The organism is Paenibacillus sp. MAHUQ-63 (assembly GCF_028765165.1).
Lineage (GTDB): Bacteria > Bacillota > Bacilli > Paenibacillales > NBRC-103111 > Paenibacillus_E.
The window spans coordinates 969,294-990,333 of sequence record NZ_JARADB010000002.1; the positions used below are offsets into that span (position 1 = coordinate 969,294).

General features: G+C 54.5%; 19 protein-coding genes. 11 read left to right on the forward strand and 8 right to left on the reverse strand.

Going from position 1 to position 21,040, the window contains the following annotated elements:
• Positions 1 to 14: 14 nt before the first annotated feature.
• The 5 genes from PUT07_RS12635 (at position 15) to PUT07_RS12655 (ending at position 5,246) form a co-directional block, all read left to right on the forward strand.
• On the forward strand, positions 15 to 1,910 hold the full coding sequence (locus PUT07_RS12635) for a nitric oxide reductase activation protein NorD (RefSeq protein WP_274468392.1): 1,896 nt from the start codon (positions 15 to 17) through the stop codon (positions 1,908 to 1,910).
• Between the two features lie 152 nt (positions 1,911 to 2,062).
• Entirely contained in the window at positions 2,063 to 3,241 is a 1,179-nt protein-coding gene (gene purT, locus PUT07_RS12640; protein ID WP_274468393.1) for a formate-dependent phosphoribosylglycinamide formyltransferase, read from the forward strand.
• Positions 3,242 to 3,381: 140 nt separating this feature from the next.
• Positions 3,382 to 3,861 (forward strand): acyl-CoA thioesterase, encoded by a 480-nt coding sequence (locus PUT07_RS12645; RefSeq protein WP_274468394.1) that lies wholly within the window; start codon positions 3,382 to 3,384, stop codon positions 3,859 to 3,861.
• A 225-nt stretch (positions 3,862 to 4,086) separates the two neighbouring features.
• A complete protein-coding gene (locus PUT07_RS12650) occupies positions 4,087 to 4,362 on the forward strand; it encodes a hypothetical protein (protein ID WP_274468395.1) in 276 nt (91 codons plus the stop codon).
• An 89-nt stretch (positions 4,363 to 4,451) separates the two neighbouring features.
• On the forward strand, positions 4,452 to 5,246 hold the full coding sequence (locus tag PUT07_RS12655; protein ID WP_274468396.1) for a TIGR00266 family protein: 795 nt from the start codon (positions 4,452 to 4,454) through the stop codon (positions 5,244 to 5,246).
• 335 nt (positions 5,247 to 5,581) lie between these two features.
• Here PUT07_RS12655 and PUT07_RS12660 read toward each other — a convergent pair whose 3' ends face one another.
• Genes PUT07_RS12660 through cysT form a run of 4 tightly spaced genes read right to left on the reverse strand, consistent with a single transcriptional unit; the run spans position 5,582 to position 9,460 of the window.
• The gene (locus PUT07_RS12660; protein ID WP_274468397.1) at positions 5,582 to 6,688 is read right to left on the reverse strand and encodes a sulfate ABC transporter substrate-binding protein; all 1,107 of its coding nucleotides are present in this window, start codon (positions 6,686 to 6,688) and stop codon (positions 5,582 to 5,584) included.
• Between the two features lie 37 nt (positions 6,689 to 6,725).
• The gene (locus tag PUT07_RS12665; RefSeq protein WP_274468398.1) at positions 6,726 to 7,811 is read right to left on the reverse strand and encodes a sulfate/molybdate ABC transporter ATP-binding protein; all 1,086 of its coding nucleotides are present in this window, start codon (positions 7,809 to 7,811) and stop codon (positions 6,726 to 6,728) included.
• Between the two features lie 12 nt (positions 7,812 to 7,823).
• Positions 7,824 to 8,630, reverse strand: a complete 807-nt coding sequence (locus PUT07_RS12670) for a sulfate ABC transporter permease subunit (protein WP_274468399.1) — start codon at positions 8,628 to 8,630, stop codon at positions 7,824 to 7,826.
• Complete coding sequence (cysT, locus tag PUT07_RS12675; RefSeq protein WP_443147235.1) at positions 8,627 to 9,460, reverse strand: sulfate ABC transporter permease subunit CysT; 834 nt, start codon at positions 9,458 to 9,460, stop codon at positions 8,627 to 8,629. The genes PUT07_RS12670 and cysT overlap by 4 nt, the downstream gene beginning before the upstream one ends.
• Before the next feature lie 443 nt (positions 9,461 to 9,903).
• Between cysT and PUT07_RS12680 the strand changes: the two genes are divergently transcribed.
• From PUT07_RS12680 to PUT07_RS12690, 3 genes are all read left to right on the forward strand, one after another.
• Entirely contained in the window at positions 9,904 to 10,731 is an 828-nt protein-coding gene (locus tag PUT07_RS12680) for an alpha/beta hydrolase family protein (RefSeq protein WP_274468401.1), read from the forward strand.
• Positions 10,732 to 10,751: 20 nt separating this feature from the next.
• Complete coding sequence (locus PUT07_RS12685) at positions 10,752 to 10,955, forward strand: YezD family protein (RefSeq protein WP_274468402.1); 204 nt, start codon at positions 10,752 to 10,754, stop codon at positions 10,953 to 10,955.
• Positions 10,956 to 11,071: 116 nt separating this feature from the next.
• Positions 11,072 to 12,025 (forward strand): alpha/beta hydrolase, encoded by a 954-nt coding sequence (locus tag PUT07_RS12690; RefSeq protein ID WP_274468403.1) that lies wholly within the window; start codon positions 11,072 to 11,074, stop codon positions 12,023 to 12,025.
• An 80-nt stretch (positions 12,026 to 12,105) separates the two neighbouring features.
• Here the strand turns inward: PUT07_RS12690 and PUT07_RS12695 are convergent, their stop codons facing one another.
• From PUT07_RS12695 to PUT07_RS12710, 4 genes are all read right to left on the reverse strand, one after another.
• On the reverse strand, positions 12,106 to 12,528 hold the full coding sequence (locus tag PUT07_RS12695) for an ester cyclase (protein ID WP_379239654.1): 423 nt from the start codon (positions 12,526 to 12,528) through the stop codon (positions 12,106 to 12,108).
• 112 nt (positions 12,529 to 12,640) lie between these two features.
• Positions 12,641 to 13,624, reverse strand: coding sequence for an electron transfer flavoprotein subunit alpha/FixB family protein (locus tag PUT07_RS12700; protein ID WP_274468404.1), 984 nt, complete (start codon positions 13,622 to 13,624; stop codon positions 12,641 to 12,643).
• A gap of 18 nt (positions 13,625 to 13,642) precedes the next feature.
• A complete protein-coding gene (locus PUT07_RS12705) occupies positions 13,643 to 14,407 on the reverse strand; it encodes an electron transfer flavoprotein subunit beta/FixA family protein (RefSeq protein WP_274468405.1) in 765 nt (254 codons plus the stop codon).
• A gap of 39 nt (positions 14,408 to 14,446) precedes the next feature.
• Positions 14,447 to 15,034, reverse strand: a complete 588-nt coding sequence (locus PUT07_RS12710; protein WP_274468406.1) for a TetR/AcrR family transcriptional regulator — start codon at positions 15,032 to 15,034, stop codon at positions 14,447 to 14,449.
• Between the two features lie 246 nt (positions 15,035 to 15,280).
• Between PUT07_RS12710 and PUT07_RS12715 the strand changes: the two genes are divergently transcribed.
• Genes PUT07_RS12715 through PUT07_RS12725 form a run of 3 tightly spaced genes read left to right on the forward strand, consistent with a single transcriptional unit; the run spans position 15,281 to position 20,976 of the window.
• Positions 15,281 to 17,314 (forward strand): (Fe-S)-binding protein, encoded by a 2,034-nt coding sequence (locus PUT07_RS12715; RefSeq protein ID WP_274468407.1) that lies wholly within the window; start codon positions 15,281 to 15,283, stop codon positions 17,312 to 17,314.
• 32 nt (positions 17,315 to 17,346) lie between these two features.
• Complete coding sequence (locus tag PUT07_RS12720; protein ID WP_274468408.1) at positions 17,347 to 19,740, forward strand: 3-hydroxyacyl-CoA dehydrogenase/enoyl-CoA hydratase family protein; 2,394 nt, start codon at positions 17,347 to 17,349, stop codon at positions 19,738 to 19,740.
• 54 nt (positions 19,741 to 19,794) lie between these two features.
• Complete coding sequence (locus PUT07_RS12725) at positions 19,795 to 20,976, forward strand: acetyl-CoA C-acyltransferase (protein ID WP_274468409.1); 1,182 nt, start codon at positions 19,795 to 19,797, stop codon at positions 20,974 to 20,976.
• Positions 20,977 to 21,040 lie beyond the last annotated feature (64 nt).

The following is a 21,040-nucleotide window of genomic DNA, read 5'->3' on the forward strand; positions in this document are numbered from 1 at the left end:
TAGGCAAAATCAGTATGCTCGACGATAAAATCGACGCCATGCTGCAGATGCAGCTGGTCGATTTGGCAAAAATATTTACCAAGCGCAAAGAGCTTGAAGTGGAAGCGGCATTCCACGCCCACTACGACGAACTGACGGCGCGAATGACGGTCAGCCAATTCTGGTGGGATTACCCGCCGGCGGATAAGGCGGCGGGGATGAAGAGCGATGTCATGCTGCGTGGGATCGGCAGTGCATGGTTTACAGGCGCGGAGGCGGTAAGCTCGTATTTGGACCGGAGCAAGATGACGTCCATGCCGAAGCTGGCGAATTCGTTGTTTGCGCTGTGCGAGGATGTGCGGCTTGAACGGATTTGCCGCGCGCGCCGGCCAGGAACCGCCCGGGTATTTGCGATCCGGCATCGAATCTATGGCGCGTATTACGGTCATAAGCTGCGCACGCATGTGAACCGGGAAGAATGGGCGGACGCCATGCTGTTGTTCATCTACGGGTGGTTTACCGGAGCGGAGTGGAGTGCGTCTGCCGCCCAAGGCGTGGGCATAGCGGCTAGCTTAACGCAGCTGTACCCGCTGCTGGAACGCATCGAGGAGGCGGAGCACACGGCGCAAGTCGCCGCAATCTGCGAAGAGATGATGGCATCGATCGCCTATGGACTTGAGCGGGATGCAGTGTCAGCCTATTTCTGGATGCAGCCGGGAAGCGGCACGGCGGAGCCGCTGCCGGCCGGTTACCGGGGCGAGCTTGCACGCGCGAAGCGGCTCGCCGGCGGGGACACGCTCCCCGAGCAAGAAGGGGAGCGGCAACTGCCGGGCCAGGAGCGCTTGCCGACCTGGCACCGTGAGAGCAGCGACCGCAGCTCCTCGCAGCTGCGGTTCGAGCTGGAGCGCGGCTCGCGCACAGCCGCGCTCGGGGGTGCGCCCCGCGAGGGCGATGCCGCCGACCAGGCGCTCGCCATCCAGCAGGGGCGCTCCATGCGCGCCCAGCGCACCGGCGCCGCCGCCGAGCGGCGCGCCAAGGCCGACGTGCCCGCGGCCGCGGGGCACGGGGAGGGCGGCGTCGCCGCGTTCGCGACGGCGACATGGCTGGCGCCTGGGCGGCCGACGGCTTCGCAGGAAGCCGCCTACAGGCGCCTGAGCGAGCGCGCGGCACCGCTCGCGAGGCCGCTGCAGCGTGCGATTCGGCGCACGCTGCAGCAGCAGCGGATCGCCCCGCGCGGCGACCGGCTGTTCGGGCGGCTCGATAAGCGGCTGACGCGAGCCGTTACGCAGGAGATGCCGCGCCTCTTCTATAAGAAGCGCGCACCGGTTCCGCAGCTCGATGCGGCGTTCGCGCTGCTCGTCGACTGCTCGGCGTCCATGTATGACAAGATGGACGAAACCAAGCTGGGGCTCGTGTTGTTCCACGAGACCCTGCAAAATCTGCGAATCCCCCACGAGATCGTGGGCTTCTGGGAGGATGCGGACCGCGTGACGGAGCGCGAAGCGCCCAACCTGTTCCAGGTTGCGGTCGACTTCGGCTCGTCGCTGTTAGGCGGAAGCGGCGCGGCGCTGATGCAGCTGGAGCCGCAGCAGGATAACCGCGACGGCTTCGCCATTCGCTGTATGACAGAGCGGCTGCTGCGCCGCGCGGAGCGCCAGCGCATTCTGCTGGTGTTCTCGGATGGCGAGCCGTCGGCAGCGAATTACAACGAGGTCGGCATCCTCGACACCTATGAAGCCGTGCTGCGCGCCCGCCGGCTTGGCATCGAAGTCATCTCCGTCTTTCTGGCCAATGGAACGGTGCATGAGACGGAGCGGAATGCGATGCGCAACATGTACGGGCGCAGTTCCATCGTGGTGCCTCACGTTACCGAGTTGACGGAGCAGCTCGTGCCCATTTTACGCAAACTTTTGCTGAAATCTATCTTTTAGTGTCGAAATCTTATACAATAGATCAGGGTATTCGCTGAGGAATGTTGGCGCTATACCCTGTTTATGCCATGATGATTATCTATACTTACATACAAGTGAAACTGTAATAAGCTTATTGGAGTTGGGCACAACATTAAGGGGGAAATAATTTCATGTACGGAGCACCACTATCGAAACAAGCCAAAAAAATCATGCTGCTGGGTTCAGGCGAGCTCGGCAAAGAAGTTGTGATTGAAGCCCAGCGTCTCGGCATTGAAACGATTGCCGTCGACCGTTATGCGCACGCCCCGGCGATGCAGGTCGCTCACCGCAGTCATGTGATCAATATGCTGGACGGCGAGCAGCTCAGAGCGCTGATCCAGCAAGAGCAACCGGATTTGATCGTTCCTGAGATTGAAGCAATCGCGACGCCGGAGCTTGTTGAACTGGAGAAAGAGGGCTATCGCGTGATTCCAACGGCTACCGCTTCCCGCTTGACGATGGATCGGGAAGGGATTCGCCGGCTGGCTTCGGAAACGTTGCAGCTGAGAACGGCGAAATACGCGTTCGCCAACTCGCTGGAAGAGCTCCATGCCGCCGTTGCCGAAATCGGTACACCGTGTGTGATCAAGCCGATCATGAGCTCTTCGGGCAAAGGTCAAAGCGTATGCCGCACGCCGGAGGGTGTGGAACAATCGTGGAACATCGCGATGGAAGGCGGACGGGCCAAAAATGCGCGAGTGATCGTAGAAGAATTCATTCATTTCGAATCGGAAATTACGCTGCTGACCGTTCGCTCCGTATCCGGAACGACCTACTGCGAACCGATCGGTCATATTCAGAAAGACGGCGACTACATCGAATCGTGGCAGCCGCACGAGATGACTGAGGCGCAAATTGCGGACGCGCAGCACATGGCCAAGACGATCACTGACGCGCTTGGCGGCTATGGGATCTACGGAGTCGAGCTGTTCTTGACGAAAGATGGCGTGTATTTCAGTGAAGTGTCGCCTCGCCCGCACGATACGGGGATGGTGACGATGGCAACCCAGGATTTGAGCGAGTTCGCTTTGCACGCACGAGCGATTCTGGGGCTGCCGATTACCGGCATTCGTCTGCTGACGCCGGGAGCCAGCTATACGCTCAAAGCCGACCGCGAGCAAGTCGAATACACGATCAGCGGCTTGGAAGAGGCTTTGTCCGTGCCCAATACGCAGGTCCGCGTGTTCGGCAAGCCGGAGACGAAGGTAGGACGCCGCATGGCCGTAGCGTTAAGCAGCGGCACGACGGTTCAAGAAGCGCGCAGCTTTGCGAAGGAAGCGGCAGGTAAGCTGAGACTGAACTACGAGTGATTGATTGCCAGGTTTAGGTTTTGAAAGCTTTAGACTCTTTTGGCACTTTAGGCTCTTAAGATGCTTTAAGTGCTTTAAGTGTCAGGGATTAAGAGATAAGAAATCATAATAGCTGCTTGTCATCTTCAGGAGGAACCTACATGGAAGCGAAACCAGCAAGACTCTCCCGAACCGTGCTGACCGAAATTATTTTACCTGCGGACACCAATTACCATAATACCGTTTTCGGCGGGCGTGTCATGCAGTATATTGACAAAGTGGCAACCATTGCTTCTATGCGCCATTCGCGGCGCGGAGTCGTGACGGCATCGAGCGACAGCTTGGATTTCTTTGCGCCGGTTAAGTTGGGCGAAGCGATTCAATTGGAAGCGTTCGTCACGTGGACGCATCGCAGCTCGATGGAAGTTTTCGTGAAAATCGAATCGGAAAATTTGCTGACCGGTGAGAAGAAGCGCACGGCCAACTCTTATTTAACCTTCGTAGCGTTGGATGAATACGGCCAGCCTTGTCCGGTACCGGGGATTATTCCGGAGACTGAGGAAGAGAAGCGCCTTTTCGAAACGGCTGAAACGCGGTATGCCGCGCGCAAACTGCGAAAAGAAGAGCGTAAATATGAGTAACTAAAGCAGTCCCCGCGGGGGCTGCTTTTTTTGCGTAGTCCGGGGGAGACAGCGAAGTTTACAGAGAGAGTGCGTTCTTCAGAGTGACCATCCAGTTACGATCCCGTTGGCTCATGAAAGGGACATGGAGGAGAAGTGCGCACCGGGCGACCCATATTTTAGTAGGCATCCGCCAGGAAATGGGTTATTATGGTAAAAGAACTTTCCGTCCGAAAGGAGACACGCATGGCAAGAACGTTTTTCAAATCAATCGTTTTCGCTTGTCTTTTCCTCGTTGTCTACTACATCATTCAGATGGCATGGGGGTACTACATGGTTATGAAGTACACGCCCGATATTGTGCAGGCATACTCGGCAAGCGAGCATTTAAGCAGCAAGGTGTCGTTTGGCGTCTCTGCCAGCACATCGGAGATGCTTATCGAATCCGCGTCGATCCTTGTTTTAGGTATCGCGATTTACATGCTATGCAGCTATTTTTTGCACAAAATAAGAAGCATTTGAAACCAAATATCGAGATATTCGTAAGGAATGGGACAGAAATGAGGAAATCTTGTTTGTTTTGAATCCTATTATCGGAGGTTATTTCTTCTATGAATGCTCATGAAATCGATTATCGCGTGTTAGGTAATGAAATGCAGTACGTCGAAATTGAATTGGACCCGGGTGAAAGCGTTGTTGCAGAAGCCGGAAGTATGATGATGATGGATCAGAGCATCCAGATGGAGACGGTGTTTGGCGATGGTTCCAGTGATAATAAAGGGTTCATGGGCAAGCTGCTCGGAGCGGGCAAGCGGCTGCTGACCGGCGAAAGCTTATTTATGACGGTTTTCACGAACCAAAGCCGCAGCGGGAAAGAACAAGTTACATTTGCAGCTCCGTATCCCGGCAAAATTATTCCGATGGACTTATCTACGTTAGGCGGCAAGTTAATTTGTCAAAAAGATTCGTTCCTTTGCGCAGCCAAAGGCGTCTCGGTTGGCATTGCGTTCCAGCGTAAGCTGGGGGCGGGCTTCTTCGGCGGCGAAGGCTTCATTATGCAAAAGATCGAAGGCGACGGCCTTGCATTCGTACATGCGGGCGGCTCGATCTGCGAGCGCGTGCTTCGCCCAGGTGAGGTGATTCGCGTGGATACCGGCTGTCTGGTAGCCATGACGCAAGAGGTCGATTATGATATCGAAATGGTCAAAGGGGTCAAAACGGCCCTGTTCGGCGGCGAAGGATTATTCTTCGCTACGCTTCGCGGACCTGGCCGGGTGTGGATTCAATCGCTGCCGTTCAGCCGATTGGCGGATCGCATGGCTTCCGCAGCTCGCGCAGGCGGCAGGAAGGAAGAAGGCGGCATTCTGGGCGGCTTGGGGAATTTATTGGACGGCGACGGCAGATAAATGCTTATGACGTAAAATGAAAAGGTGCTGAGCAGCTTGGAGATGCTCAGCACCTTTTTTTGGTGTGCTTTTTGCAGAATACGATGCCTTCTTGATTCTAGCGGACAGAGGCAGCCGCTATTTTGCGAATTTATGCCATTTAGCGAGTGTAACGGACACACACGCCGTTATTTGCACAATTCCAAGGCTTATGCTGAGAAATAACCGCAAATAAGGTCACCTGTGTCCGTTAGAAGTGAAATCAGGCGATTTTCATCCATTTAGCGGCTCTGGAGACCGTTAGAGAGAACACGAAAGAAAAACCCCGGCCATTCGAATGGCCGGGGACACCTTCCTTACTTCGCTCCGCCCTCTGCCAGGATTGTTTCCCAGATGGCGCCTTTGCCGTAAAGCTCTTTGTTGACTTTGTCCCAACCGCCAAGGTATTCAATGTTGAATAGGCCGGCCGGCGTGGTGTAGTTTTTCTCGTACTGCTTCGCTACTTCCGGAAGCACGGAACGGAAGCCTTTGTCGGCGAACACTTTTTGCGCATCAGCGCTCCACAAGAAATCGCGGAATGCTTCAACGGCTGCGCGGTTGCCGTGCTTATCGACGTTTTTATCGATAATGGCAACCGGATTTTCGATGGACGTCGTGTACTGCGGAATCACTTCCACATACTTTTTGCCCGCTTGAATCCGGGAAATAAGCTCGTTCTCGTACGTGACGATGGCATCGCCTACGCCTTTATCGAAGGTGGCGAGAGAGTCTGCGCCGCTTTTATCGAGCACTTTGATGTTTTTGTACACCTTGGCTACATAATCTTTGGCGAAGGCCGGATCTTTCTTCCCGGCAGCCTCGGAAACTTTCAGACCGGCGCCGTAGATCGCGTTGATATCCCATTTGGCTCCGCCGGATGTGCTCGGGTTCGGGATCAGCACTTCAACGCCTGGCTTCGCCAAGTCTTCCCAGTCCTTGATGCCTTTCGGATTGCCTTCGCGAACGCCGATGGCTGCAATGGAAGCGGTGATATTCCCTTTAAACTGGTTATTTTTCCAGTCGTGTGTAATAAGGCCTTTCTCGACGATTTTCTGGATGTCACCTTCCAATGACAACGGTGCAATGTCGGCTTCGAAACCTTGAATGATCGCCGTAGCTTGGGAACCGGAAGCTACGTAGGATTCTTGGAATTCTACGGTTTGACCGGTTTTCTTTTTCCACTCTTCTTTGAATTTGGGCAGGATGACATCGAAGGAGTCCTTCAGAATGGAGTAAGCGCCGATCGTAATCGTTACTTTACCGCCTTCTGCTTTTGGCGTTGCGCTCGCTGCCGCCGCCGTGGTTGCAGCTGCCGATGAAGCAGGCGCATTTGCCGATTTGGTGCCTGTTCCGCAAGCGGTCAATGCGATGCTTGCTGTTACGAGTGCGGCAGTGACAAGGCCAAGTGATTTGAATGATTTCATAGTGTTACAACTCCCCTTCATGATTGTGTTTATTTTTTTATATAAAAACAGGCAGCGGATCTTGTTTCGCCTGATTCTCAATGACGATGTTCTCGGTTTGGGTGAAAACGGACATTTGGTGAATGAGAATGTTCACTTCGTCTCCGGGTTGATAAATTTTCTCTTTCACGGATTGATAAGCGAACAATTTCAGGTCGCCTGTGGCAATTTCCAAATACCAGGAATCACCGCGGAAATGTACATGCGTGACCTTGCCTTTCTCCCCGGCTGTCGCAAGATGGCTGACATCGTGAGGACGCACTTCGATGGACTCGGGACGGATGAGCACATGCACATCCGATAGCCAGCGCCCGTCTTGCTGGATGGTATCCAGGTAAGGGAAGCCGTTCAGCGGCACATACTTGGCAATGACGTTGGATTCACCGATAAACGATGCAACGAAAGAGGAGGCAGGCTGCGTGTAAATTTCCCATGGACTGCCTTGCTGCTCGATTTTGCCGCCCTGCACAATAATGATCTCGTCGGCGACTTCGATAGCCTCATCCTGGTCATGGGTAACGAACAAGGTCGTAACTTTGAACTCGTCGATCAGGTTGCGCAGCCATAGTCGCAGTTCTTTGCGGATTTTCGCGTCAATCGCCGCGAACGGTTCATCGAGCAGGAGCAACTGGGGCTCCGGTGCCAAAGCTCTGGCGAAAGCAACCCGCTGCCGTTGTCCTCCGGAAAGCTGATGCGGATATTTGTGCTCGTTGCCGGCGAGACCCATCAGATGAAGCAAGTAAGTAACCCGCTCGCGGATGAATGCTTTCGGTTTTTTCAATACTTTGAGGCCGTAGGCGACATTATCGAACACGGTCATATGCTTGAAGAGGGCGTAGCTTTGGAAAACAAAGCCGATGCCCCGCTCTTGAACGGGCAGATGCGTGGCCAGCTTGCCGTCGAAGTAAATGTCTCCGGTCGTCGGACTTTCGAGTCCGGACAGCATGCGCAGGATGGACGTTTTGCCGCCGCCGCTGGGTCCGATCAAGCCTACGAGATGGCCTTTCGTAACCGAGAAATTCACATCTTTGATGGCATGAAAGGCGCCGAAGTGTTTATTGAGATTTCTGACTTCAATATGCATGGGAGTTCCTCCTTAATGACTTCTCAATTTCTCGCTTCTTCGTTTCAGCCACTCCAGCGCTAAAAGGATCGAAATGGAAATAAGACCTAGTACGAATGCGACGCTATTCGCCGCTGTGAGCTGGAATTGCTCGGCGTCTTGATAAACGAGCGTAGTTGCCGTCTGCGTTTGGTTAATGATGTTGCCTGACACGACGAGAATGGAGCCGAATTCGCCAAGCGATCTGGCGATGGTTAAAATAAGTCCGTACACGACGCCCCACCGGATGCCCGGCCAGGTGATTTGGAAGAACGTACGCCAAGGACCTGCGCCTAATGTGGCGGAAGCTTCTTCCGATTGCGTACCGATTTCTTCGAGCAGAGGAACGACTTCCCGCACCATGAGAGGGAACGTAATGAACATAGTCGCCAGGATCATCCCGGGAATGGCATAAACAACTTTCATCTGATGATCTTCCATGAATGCGCCCAAAGCGGTATTCGGACCGAAGATAAGAATGACCATTAGACCGACGATGACGGGAGATACGGCAAAAGGCAAATCAATTATGGCATTGATGAATGGTTTCAATTTACGTGAGATCCAGGAACCTCTTACGATTTCCAAAGAAAGATAGACGCCTACAATCGTATTCAGCAGTGTAACGACAACGACGATGATGAGTGAAATTTTCATAGCGTGCAGCGCTTCAGGTCTTGTCAACGAATCGAGAAAGGCTTGCGGTCCTTCTTCGAAAGCACCGAACGCAACGCCGAGGAACGGCAGCATGATAAGCAGGAATATGACCAGGAACGAAATGCCGATTAATAGTTTTCTCATGCAAGGCGCCCCTTTCCGCGTGTCAGTACATTGATGATCCACAGAATGAGAAGCGACAATGTAAGGAGCACGAGTGAGATGGCGGCGGCCCCTTCAGGGTTGTAATTTTGCGTTTCACCGTATATATAGACCGATGCGACCATCGTTTTGCCCGGTAAATTACCGGATATGAGGGAGATGGCGCCGAATTCGGCTAATGATCGAGAGAAGGCAAGCATACTGCCGGCGAGAATGCCGGGAAGAACAGCCGGAAAGACGATGCGGCAGAATGTATAGAAGCGGCTGGCGCCAAGCGTGAAGCTGGCTTGCTCTTCAGCCGGATCGATCTGCTCCAGCAATGGCTGAACGGTTCTTACGACGAAGGGAAATGTGACGAATACTAACCCGATGACGATCGCCGTTTGGTTGTAAAGCAGCTTGATACCGGCATGCTCCAACCAGGCGCCCAGTGGACTGGAAGGACCGAGCAGCGTAAGAAACATGAGTCCGGCAACGGATGTCGGAAGCGAGAAGGGAAGATCGACCATGCTGTTGAGAATGCTCTTCCCGCGGAAGCTGTACCTGACAAGAACGTACGCGATAATAGTGCCAATGAGTGCTTGAATAATCGTTGAAATAATGCTGAGCTTAACCGTCAGCAAGATGGACTTCCAGGCTAAAGGTCCAGTGACTTCACTCCAGAATGGTTCCCATCCCAAAGAGAATCCTTTGAAATAAATAGAACCGATCGGGATCAAAAGAAGCACGATCAAATAGCCGATAAGCACAGATCGAACCGTAGCTTTAAACACCGATTTAACCACATTACACCACCCATTTTTATTAAACATAGTGTTTTACTCGGAATAATAAGATGAATATAACAGTGTGTGGTCAAATTTGTCAATATATTTATTTCAGTTCTTTATGGAAATGTTCAAAAAAATTGATAATCATCAAAAGCAGAACAGGAATAGAGCTGAATGAGTATTAGATGAAGCGATCAAATGCGCTTGTACCCAGGATAGCCGAAATGACGGTTGCAGCGCAGATTATGGGCGCCGTGGGAGGTCGTGAAAGCCCGTTGATAAATTCGTGCGGTTAATGAAGGGGGAAAATGGAAAGACTCTCACTTGAAGTGAATATGCAGCAAGGGTCCCTAATCAAATTATAGCTTTATGATCTGAAAAAAATGTTAAAAACAGGATTGACACCCTCGTACGCGGATGCTAATATTGGTATAACATTAATCCTCACTAATCTTATCGGAATTATACGAAAGGGAGTTTGTCTCATGGAGCATGCCATCACGATACAAAGCGACGACATTGAATTAGCCGCAACGCTGCATTACCCCACGAATCAATCAGGAGCCGCTGGAGATTGTCAACGTTGGCCGCTCATCATCATCTGCCATGGCTTTATCGGAAGCCGGGTAGGGGTGGATCGGTTATTCGTGAAGGCGGCCCGTGAGTTCAGCTCGAAAGGTTACTTGGTACTGCGCTTCGACTATGGCGGTTGCGGTGAAAGCACCGGCGAGTACGGCTCAGGCGGGCTTGATGTTCTGATCGAGCAGACGAGAAGAGTGATTGATTACGCCTTTACGATTGATTGTGTAGATCTGAGCCGTGTGATCCTGGTAGGACACAGCTTGGGAGGCGCTACGGCTGTTCTTACGGCAGCCAAGGATTCCCGGGTCAAAACGCTCGTGCTGTGGTCTGCCGTCGCACACCCGCACAACGATATCGTGCGGATCGTAGGCAAGAGCGAATACGAGAAGCTGCCGGCCGGCGGTGCGATCGATCATCATGGCTATTCGTTATCAAGCCGTTTCTTCGATTCTTTGGCACAGCACCAGCCTTTCGAACAGCTGCGCAAGTTTAACGGCGACGTACTTGTCATACACGGTACGGCGGATGAAATCATCCCGGTCGATTATGCGCCGCTCTATCAGAAAATGTTCTGGTTGCGCAATGAGGGACAATGCGAACTGGATCTAGTGTTTCAAGCGGATCACACGTATTCGACTTCGGGTTCCACGGCGGAGCTGCTGGAGAAGACGAGCAACTGGTTAACTTTCATACAGAAAAGGAAAAATGATTGGAACGATTGGACGATCTGATAAGAAGCGGAGGAATGGGCATGGCGAAACCATTGGAACTAGACGAATTATGGGTAGATCGAATTAAGCAAATGTTAAACGGATTGGAATACGGTTCTGTGCAAATTGTCGTGCATGACGGGAAAATCGCACAGATCGATAAAACAGAACGAAGACGATTTGACGCGCCGAATCAATCCCAGCTGCAAGCTGTGAAAGCTGTGAAACAAACAAGCAAGGCCTAGCTATTATACATGCATGATGCAACGAACAGCCTCCTTTCTCCGAAAAGGGGGCTGTTTTCATTTGCCAAGAACGCTATACTGAAAGCAGCGGATGAAGTTCAGAAGGGCGGGGTTTTATGCAGAAAAAGCATTTCATATGGCGGGATGAAGAACAGAAGGATCACCATGTTTACGAATGGCTGCCGGAAGGGGATGCAGCCGTCAAAGCCATCGTCCAAATCGCACATGGCATGGCGGAAACGGCGGCCAGGTATGAACGATTGGCGGAAGAGCTTACAGGTAGAGGCTATGCGGTCTATGCGAACGATCATCTCGGTCATGGGCGGACGGCGGGTTCGCCGGAAGCGGTCGGGGTGTTCGGGAAGGACAGCTTTCATCGAATGGTCCGTCATATGGGACAGATTACCGATCAGATCCGGAAACGGCATCCGAGTAGGCGGCCGCTGTTTGTTATGGGACACAGCATGGGGTCGTTTCTGACGCAGCATTATATGGGTTCTTATGCGGCGCTGCATCCGGACCAAGTGCAGGGCATCGTGTTGTCCGGTTCGAACGGCAAAGAAGGAGCTGCGCTGCAAGCGGGGATCCTGCTCGCGGCTTCGGAAGCCGCTGTGTGGGGAGAGCATCACCGCAGCACTCTGTTGACGGCGCTATCTTTCGGCGCCTACAACAAGAAGTTCGCCCCGAACCGTACGCCGTATGACTGGCTCAGCAGGGACGCGGCGGAGGTTGATGCCTATATGGCGGATCCCTATTGCGGCGTAACGTTTACAGCGGGCTTTTTCCGGGATTTCTTCCGCGGGTTGAAGGAGATCCATCGTCCCGCCCATCTGCGGAGGGTGCCGAAGGAGCTGCCGGTCTATATTTTCTCGGGCGAGGAAGACCCGGTTGGCGGGCACGGGCGGGGAGTACGCGCTTTAATTCGCACGTACCAGCAGTTAGGATTGAAGGACGTCAGCTCCAAGCTGTATCCAGGCGGACGGCATGAGATGCTGAACGAGGTGAACCGTGAGGAAGTGACGGCGGATTTGGCCGACTGGTTGGACCGGCAAGTCGAGCGGATAACGTAGATGGACTTGCCGGAGATAGAGCGGCATTTGCGAGAAGTGCATATTTAGCCTTTGCTGGCTGTGGAAATAAGGCTATCCGGCTAGGCATTGCGCTGAAGCTGCAAGGCAATGCCCTGGCGGTCGATTTGGATCCAGTATTCGGCGATTCGCTCGTTCTCGACGCGATAAACGGCGCTGGCGATCTCGACGACCGGTTTGCCTGTCGGCGCATATCCGTCTACTTCGCCGATATGCGTGCCGGTTTGCTTCCAGCGAACGTAGACGCGGTCGTTCTGAGCGATTAGCTCCTGGATTTCCAATTGGAAAGAACCGTAGGCGGCGATCATTTCCCGGACATGGTCGGCATAGTTCGCCGGCGTACGGCGGACGGTGGTTTCCTTCTCCGCGGTCACTTGATGGGCCAGGACGTGTTCGGCCATATAGCGGTGCGCACTGTCGGGTTGGCTTCCGGAACGAACATGATGGAAAAATTGCTGAATGACTTCAGTCGGTGTCAGGGGCATAATGAAACTCTCCTTGTAAGTAAATTAGCATGAGTGTAATGGAAATGATCTCATAGCACAAGTAAAAAATAAACCCCGCAGAGGCTGAAGAAGGCCTAAGCGGGGTGATTTGTTATTTCAACAGCTGCCGGAATTCCTCGGTCAGCAGCGGCACGACCTCGAACAGATCGCCGACGATGCCGTAGTCGGCGACTTTGAAGATCGGCGCCTCCGCATCCTTGTTAATCGCGATGATGACGCGCGAGGAGCTCATCCCCGCCAAATGCTGGATGGCGCCGCTAATACCGCACGCGATGTAGATTTCCGGCGTCACGACCTTGCCGGTCTGGCCGATCTGCATCGCGTATTCGCAGTACCCCGCGTCGCAGGCTCCGCGGGAAGCGCCGACAGCGCCGCCCAAGACGGCAGCCAGCTCTTCGAGCGGCCGGAAGCCTTCGGCGCTGCGCACGCCCCGTCCGCCGGAGACGACGATCTTGGCTTCCGCCAAGTCTATTGTGCCGGACGTTTTCTTCACGACCTCCCGAATGACGCTGCGCAGCGAGGGAGTGGGGTAAGCAACATCGATCACCGAAGCCTGGCGCGAAGCGTCCGGCTCCTGCGCGGCGATGTTGTTCGGCCGGATCGTCACGACCCAGGTGCCGTCCGGGTCGGTGAACGTTTTCTGCTCAACCGCCTTGCCGGCGTAGAGCGGGCGGGTGAACGTGACGCCATCCCCGCTGCGGGCAATCGCCGTCACGTCCGAGAGCTGGCCGGCGCCAAGTTTCGCAGCGGCCAGCGGCGCAAGATCGCGGCCGGCTGCCGTGTGGCCGAAGTAGAGCGCTCCCGGCTTCGCTTCTGCCATAACCGCGAGCAGCGCGCTCAAATAGGCTTCCGGGTTGTAGCTCTCAAGCGCCGTATCTTCTACGGCATAGACGGACTCTGCGCCATAGGCGGCAAGCTCGCCGGCAAGCGCTTTGGTTCCGCTGCCTCCGATCAAGACGGCATGGATGGCATCGCCATTCCCGGCGGACAGCTGCGCAGCGCGCAGCGCTTCGAAGGATACTTGACGCAGCTTGCCACCGCGAGCTTCAGCAACGACGAGAAATGTTTTCGCCATACAGGTAACCTCCCCTTCTTAGATCACTTTGGATTCGTGGCGCAAGGCTTGCACTAATTCCGAGACCTGCTGGGCAAGCTCGCCTTGGAGAATGCGTCCGGCTTGACGCTCAGGCGGCAGCGTCAAGGCGAGCCGCGACGTCTTGGCGACAGCTGATGCAGCGCCGTCGATATCATCCAGCGATAAGTGCCGGAACGGCTTTTTCTTCGCCTTCATAATGCCCGGCAGGGAAGGATAGCGCGGCTCGTTCAAGCCCTGCTGCGCCGTGAAGAGGGCAGGGAGCGGAACTTCGATCACCTCGATGTCGCCTTCCGCATCGCGGTGCGCAACCGCTGTGCTCCCGGTTATTTCAAGCTTCGTAATTGACGCCGCGTGCGGCAGATCGAGCAGGGAGGCAAGCCGGATGGCTACTTGGCCGGCGCCGTTGTCTACCGAGAAGTTGCCGCCTAGCAGCAGGTCGTAAGCTTCGCTGCGCAAATAATGCGCCAATATTTCGGCAACCTCGAACTCATCGCCTTGAATGCGCTCATCCGAAATGAGTACGGCTTCGTCGGCTCCCATGGCGAGCGCGGTGCGCAGCGCCTCAGCTGTGCGTTCGGGTCCGACGGACAGCAGCGTCACTTTCCCTCCGAATTCGTCCCGCAGCTGGATAGCCTGCTCGACGGCGTATTCATCGTACGGGTTAATCACGAATTTGGCGCCATCCTCTTGAACGGCTCCATCTTGCAGGACAATTCGCTCTTCTGTATCGAACGTTTGCTTCAATAACACAAAAATGTCCATAGCCAAGCTCCTTCCTGAATATACATAGTATACGGACGCTTAAGACTCGATGCCTTTCATGAAGAAGTTAACGGTGGGGCCGACTTGAGCGGTTAGCGAATACTTCTGCCCGGAGATGAGCCAAGAAGTCACGACTTCGTCCATACCGCCGAAGATCAGCAGTCTGACGAGCTTCACATCGATATCGGCACGGAAGCTTCCGTCGCGCTTGCCTCTTTCTAATATATTTTCGATCAGGATAATATATCTCTTGAGTGCTTGGCCGATCTCTTGACGAAGCTCCAGATCGCTCTGTCTAAGCTCGATTTGCGTAAGGAAAGCCAGATTGACATTGGCCTCCAGTTCGCCGAAGTGAATTTCGCAAACCTTCCGCAGGGCTTCCTTCGCCGTCATTTCTTCCGTAACGCCTTGGTTGAACTTCTCTACAAGCTCGCCTAATTTCTCTTGAAACAAGCCGGTCAGAATATCCTCCTTCTTCTTGAAATATAAGTAGATGGTTCCGTCGGCCACCCCTGCCTCCTTGGCAATTCGGGATACTTGTGATTTGTGAAAACCGTATTCGGCGAACACTTTCAGCGCGCCTTCGAGGATAGCGTAATACTTGTCTGGTTTTTTGCTACTTGTCAAGGAGATCACCTCGGTGTTAAGATACTGATATCGGTGAATGAATACTCATTCATTTTTATTCTCATCATAAAATACGCCGTACGCCTTGTCAACGACTTATTCAGCCTAAGAAGCAAGTAAGAAAGTTAGCCGGCTTACACCATGCAGATAAGCATTTTTCAGACTCTGGCAATAGAGGAATATGGAACTTGCTTTTTTACGTTGTCTGCATGTAAGCGCTATCTTCATTGGTTAAGGAGGTCTTCTATGATTGCTTCGCTCGTTCAGTTCGTATTGTTTCTGGCGGTTACGGGATGTGCTCTGTACTTGTTCTGGAGGGTCGTATATCACCGCTATTTGTACATTCAGCTCGGGAAAGAAGTGAATTTGAAGCAGGAAGCGAAAGCCCGGCTGAAGGAATTCGCCGTCCAAGTGTTCGGACAGACGAAGCTGCTGAAGGATAGGAAGAGCGGGATCATGCATATCATCATCTTTTACGGCTTCCTTATTCTGCAGTTAGGTGCACTCGATCTCATTCTGAAAGGATTAATCGGCCGTGGTTTGCCGCTTCCGGGCTACGACTATTTCACATTCATTCAAGAAGTGACGGTTGCTTTGATTGTGCTGGCCATGGGGTACGCCACATACCGCCGGTATATCGAGAAACTGAAGAGGCTGAAGCGCGGATGGAAGCCGAGTATCGTCGTTTTCTTTATTTTCTTCCTCATGCTTTCCGTCGTGGTGAGCGGTGGCTTCGAGCGGGTACGCGAAGGGGCCGGCATTTCAAGGTTCGCCCCTATTTCCTCGGTCTTCGCCGTCCTTTTCAGCGGATTGTCGCATACGGGCGCAACGATCGGTTTCTATGCGAGCTGGTGGATGCATCTGCTGATCCTTCTGGCCTTCCTGGTCTATGTGCCGCAGTCCAAACATTTTCATATCCTGACAGCTCCGCTTAATATATGGCTTCGTCGCACGGAGCCTGTCGGGAAGCTGGCGTCTCTGCAATTGGAGGATGAGGATGCGGAATCGTTCGGCGTTGGGAAAATCGAAGATTTCACCCGGAAGCAGATGCTTGATTTCTATTCCTGTGTTGAGTGCGGGCGATGCACAAGTATGTGCCCGGCCCATACGACAGGCAAGCTGCTTTCCCCGATGCATTTGATCACGAAGCTGCGCGATCATCTGACGGAGAAGGGCGCTGCCATCACGTCGAAATCGCCGTGGGTGCCTGCTGCGGCCTTCGCAGCAAGCAGCGGACACAATCCGCTGGAGGTGGAATTGATCGGCGGTGTGATTACCGAAGAGGAGCTGTGGGCTTGTACGACCTGCCGTAATTGCGAGGATCAGTGCCCCGTAGGCAACGAACATGTGGATAAAATTATTGATTTGCGCCGTTATCTGGTACTGACTCAGGGCATCATGCCGCATGACGGCCAACGCGCGCTGCAAAATATCGAACGCCAGGGCAATCCGTGGGGAATAAGCCGCAACGATCGCGTCAAATGGGTGAAGGAAGTTGATCCCCATAACGAGCTCAATGTTCGTACTGTGAAGGAAAATCCTCAGTTCGACTATTTATTTTTCTTGGGGTCGATGGGGGCTTACGATAACCGCAGCCGCAAAATTACGCATGCCTTCGTGAAGCTGATGAATGAAGCCGGCATCTCCTTTGCGATACTCGGCAATGAGGAGAAAAACTCCGGCGATACGCCCCGCCGCATGGGGAACGAATTCTTGTTCCAGCAGCTCTGTGCCGACAATATCGCCACTTTCCAGAAGTATAAGGTTCGCAAGATCGTTACGACCTGTCCGCACACCTACCATATTTTCAAAAATGAGTACCCCGAATTCGGGTTGGATGCCGAAGTGTTTCACCATACGGAGCTGCTCGATGCATGGCTGAAGGAAGGGCGTCTGAAGCCGCAGTATGACGTGCCGGAACGCATTACGTATCACGATTCCTGTTATTTGGGCCGCTACAACGAAGTCTATGAGGAGCCTCGCCGCATCTTACGTGCGATTCCAGGCGTGGAGCTTCTCGAGCAGGCGCGTTCCCGGGAGAACAGCATGTGCTGCGGAGCTGGCGGCGGCATGATGTGGATGGAGGAGACGGCCGGCACGCGCGTCAATATCGCCCGCACCGAACAGCTGTTAAGCGTGAAACCGACTGTTATTTCATCCGCATGTCCTTATTGTTTGACGATGGTGGAGGATGGGACGAAGATGAAGGAGGTTGGGGACGAAGTCAAAGCGCGGGATATCGCTGAAATTCTGGCTCTCTCGGTATTCGGCGGAGCCTAAGTCTGAATAATTCATGTAGGAGGATGATCCATATGACAAAGATTCGTTCTGCTGCCGTCATCGGCTCCGGTGTGATGGGCTCCGGCATTGCCGCCCATTTGGCTAACGCAGGTATCCCCGTGCTGCTGCTCGATATCGTACCGGCAGCGCTTCTGCCGCAAGAAGAAGGAGCGGGGCTGACGCTGGAGCATCCGAAGGTGCGCAACCGGCTTGCAGTCAGTGCGCTGGATAAGCTCAAGAAGACGAACCCTGCACCCCTGTACAGTGAAGAGTTCGCCCAACGGATTACACCCGGCAATCTGGAGGACGATTTGGCGAAGCTGAGCCAAGTTGATTGGATTATCGAGGTGATTGTCGAGAACTTGCAGGCGAAGCAGCAGCTCCTCAGCCGGATTGAGACGGTATGGAAACCTGGAACGGTCGTGAGCTCGAATACGTCGGGCATCTCCATCAATGCGATGGTTCAAAATGCGGGTGATGCATTCAAGAAGCATTTTCTCGGGACTCACTTTTTCAATCCCCCTCGTTACATGAAATTGTTGGAAATAATCCCCAGTGAAAAGACGGATCCGGCCATTGTCGCCTATATGACGGAATTTTGTGAGAAGAAGCTGGGCAAAGGCGTCGTGCAGGCGAAAGATACGCCGAATTTCATAGCTAACCGGATCGGAACTTACGGGCTGCTCGTAACGCTGAGGGAAATGGCGGCCGGCGGATATTCCGTCGAAGAAGTGGATGCTGTAACCGGTCCGGCGATGGGCCGTCCGAAGAGCGCGACGTTCCGAACATTGGATCTGGTCGGCTTAGACACCTTCGTGCATGTGGCCGGCAATGTGTTCGATCTGGTGGATGATCCGCAAGAGAAGGAAATCTTCAACTCGCCGGACATGTTGCGGAGCATGGTGGCCAAAGGCTGGATCGGGGAGAAAGCGGGCCAAGGGTTTTATAAGAAAGTCAAGTCTGAATCTGGAAAAGTAATCCAGGCGCTTGATTTGAACACGATGGGTTATACGCCGAGCCGCAAAATCTCGTCGGCTTCCCTGGAAGCGGCGAAGCAGGCGAAAGGAACGAGAGCGAAGCTGAAAGCGCTGCTGGGTGCGAAGGACCGGTACTCCGAACTGGCGTGGAACATTCTGAAGCCTGTGCTCCTGTACGCTGCGGAGAAGCTGGATGAGATCGCGGACTCCATCGCTGAGATCGATAACGCACTCAAGTGGGGCTTTAACTGGGATCTGGGGCCGTTCGAGACCTGGGATGCGATCGGTCTGAAGCACTCCGTGGAACGAATGGAAGCGGAAGGCAGCAAGGTGCCGGAGTGGGTGAAAGCTTGGATTGCGTCCGGCCATGACAGCTTCTACCGGCAAGAAGAGGGGCGGAGCTTCTACTACTTGAAAAACGAATATCGCGGCGTCGAAACCCGGACGGAGCACATCTCGCTGGCGGCGCTCAAACAGCAAAATAAAATCATACGGTCGAACAGCGGCGCGAACTTGATCGATATCGGCGACGGTGTCGCTTGCCTGGAATTTCAATCGCCGAACAATGCCATCGGAGGCGACATCCTCACGATGATTCAGCACAGCGTGGACGAGGTCCGCCGTAATTACCGCGGGCTTGTGGTCGCCAATGAAGGCAAGAACTTCTGCGTCGGCGCCAACTTGATGCTGCTCTTGATGGAAGCGCAGGACGAGGAGTGGGATGAAGTGGACGGCATCATCCGCTTGTTCCAGAATGCGATGATGAAGCTGAAAGGGTTGGAGAAGCCAGTCGTTGCCGCACCGCACAAAATGACGCTCGGCGGCGGTGTCGAAGCGTGTATGCCGGCAGATCAAATTATTTTCGCGTCGGAAACCTATTACGGTCTCGTTGAGGTTGGAGTCGGCTTAATTCCGGCAGGCGGCGGCTGCAAAGAATTGGCGCTGCGGGCCAGCTCGCAGGTGCGCGATCCGGAGGTCGATCTGCAGCCGTGGATCAACGCCAGCTTCGAAACGGTGGCGATGGCGAAGGTATCCGCAAGCGGTCACGATACCAAACGGCTCGGGTTCATGCGGCCGCAGGATACCGTCGTAATCAATCCGGATTACCGGATCTATGAAGCCAAGCAAGCCGTTCTACGCATGGATGCGGCAGGCTACACGCCGCCTGCGCAGGAGAAAATTCGTGTTGTCGGCGAGAATGGCAAAGCCGTTATGCAAGTGGGCGCCTACACGATGAAGCAGGGCGGTTACGCCAGCGATCACGATGTGCTGATTGCGAATAAACTTGCGCACGTGCTGGCCGGCGGCAATGTGCCTGCCGGGACGCTCGTGACGGAACAGTATCTGCTCGATCTGGAGCGGGAAGCCTTCCTCAGCCTGTGTGGGGAGCCGAAGACGCAGCAGCGCATGCAATATATGCTGTCCAATGGTAAGCCGCTGCGCAACTAAATCGTGAGTTGAACGATAGCGTAAGCCCAACTCTAATCCTTGAGGTGAATGACGATGAAGGAAGCAGTCATTGTATCGATAACGCGTACCGCCGTCGGCCGTGCGAAGAAAGGCAGCTTCGCTCAAACGAGAGCGGAGGATCTCGGCAAAGCCGTATTGGAGGAGGCCGTGCGCAGGGCGCCGGGACTCGAGAAAGGCGATGTCGACGACATCATTATCGGCTGTGCGATGCCGGAGGGCGAGCAAGGGCTGAACTTCGCCCGTACGATGGCGCTCTATGCGGGCTTCCCGGTGACCGTGCCGGCGATCACGGTCAACCGGTTCTGCTCCTCCGGGCTGCAGGCCATCGCTTATGCGGCGGAGCGCATCATGCTGGGTCACGCGGAGGTGATTATCGCCGGAGGCGTAGAGAGCATGAGCCACGTCCCGATGACGGGCTTCAAGCTCTCGCCGCATCCGCGGCTGGTTGAAACGATGCCCGAGGTGTACATGGGCATGGGGCATACGGCCGAAGCCGTGGCGGGGCGCTTCGGGGTTACGCGCGAGGCGCAGGATCTCTTCGCCACGCGAAGCCATCAGAAGGCGGCGGCTGCGATCGCCGCCGGCAAGTTCGTGGATGAGATCGTGCCGGTGGCGACGAGCGTGAAGGGGTTTGACGAACGCGGCGGAGCGTTTGAGCGTTCGTATGTGTTTGCCGTGGATGAGGGCGTGCGCCCGGATACATCCGTGGAAGGTCTTGCCAAGCTGAAGCCTGCGTTCAGCTTGAACGGCACGGTGACGGCGGGCAACGCGTCACAGACGTCGGACGGCGCAGCGGCAGCCGTGCTGATGAGCCGTGAGCGCGCGGAGGCGCTGGGGCTGAAGCCGCTGGCGACGTTCAAGGCGTTCGCGCTTTCCGGCGTGGAGCCGGAAATTATGGGTGTGGGCCCGGTGAAGGCGATTCCGAAGGCTTTGAAAATGGCCGGGATCTCCCTGGACCAGGTGGATCTGTTCGAAATTAACGAAGCGTTCGCCTCGCAATGCGTGCAGATCATTCGCGAGCTCGGCTTGAACGAAGAGCGGGTGAACGTGAATGGAGGGGCGATTGCGCTCGGGCATCCGCTGGGGTGTACCGGCGCGAAGCTGACGACGAGCTTGATCTACGAGCTGCAGCGCCGGGGCGGCGGATATGGCGTCGTCTCCATGTGTATCGGAGGCGGCATGGGGGCAGCGGGCGTCTTTCAGGTGCACGCTTAGGTAGGATGGTCCGAACCGCGGCTGAGTTCGTTTGGCACATCCGCACACGTAACGGGAAATTCTC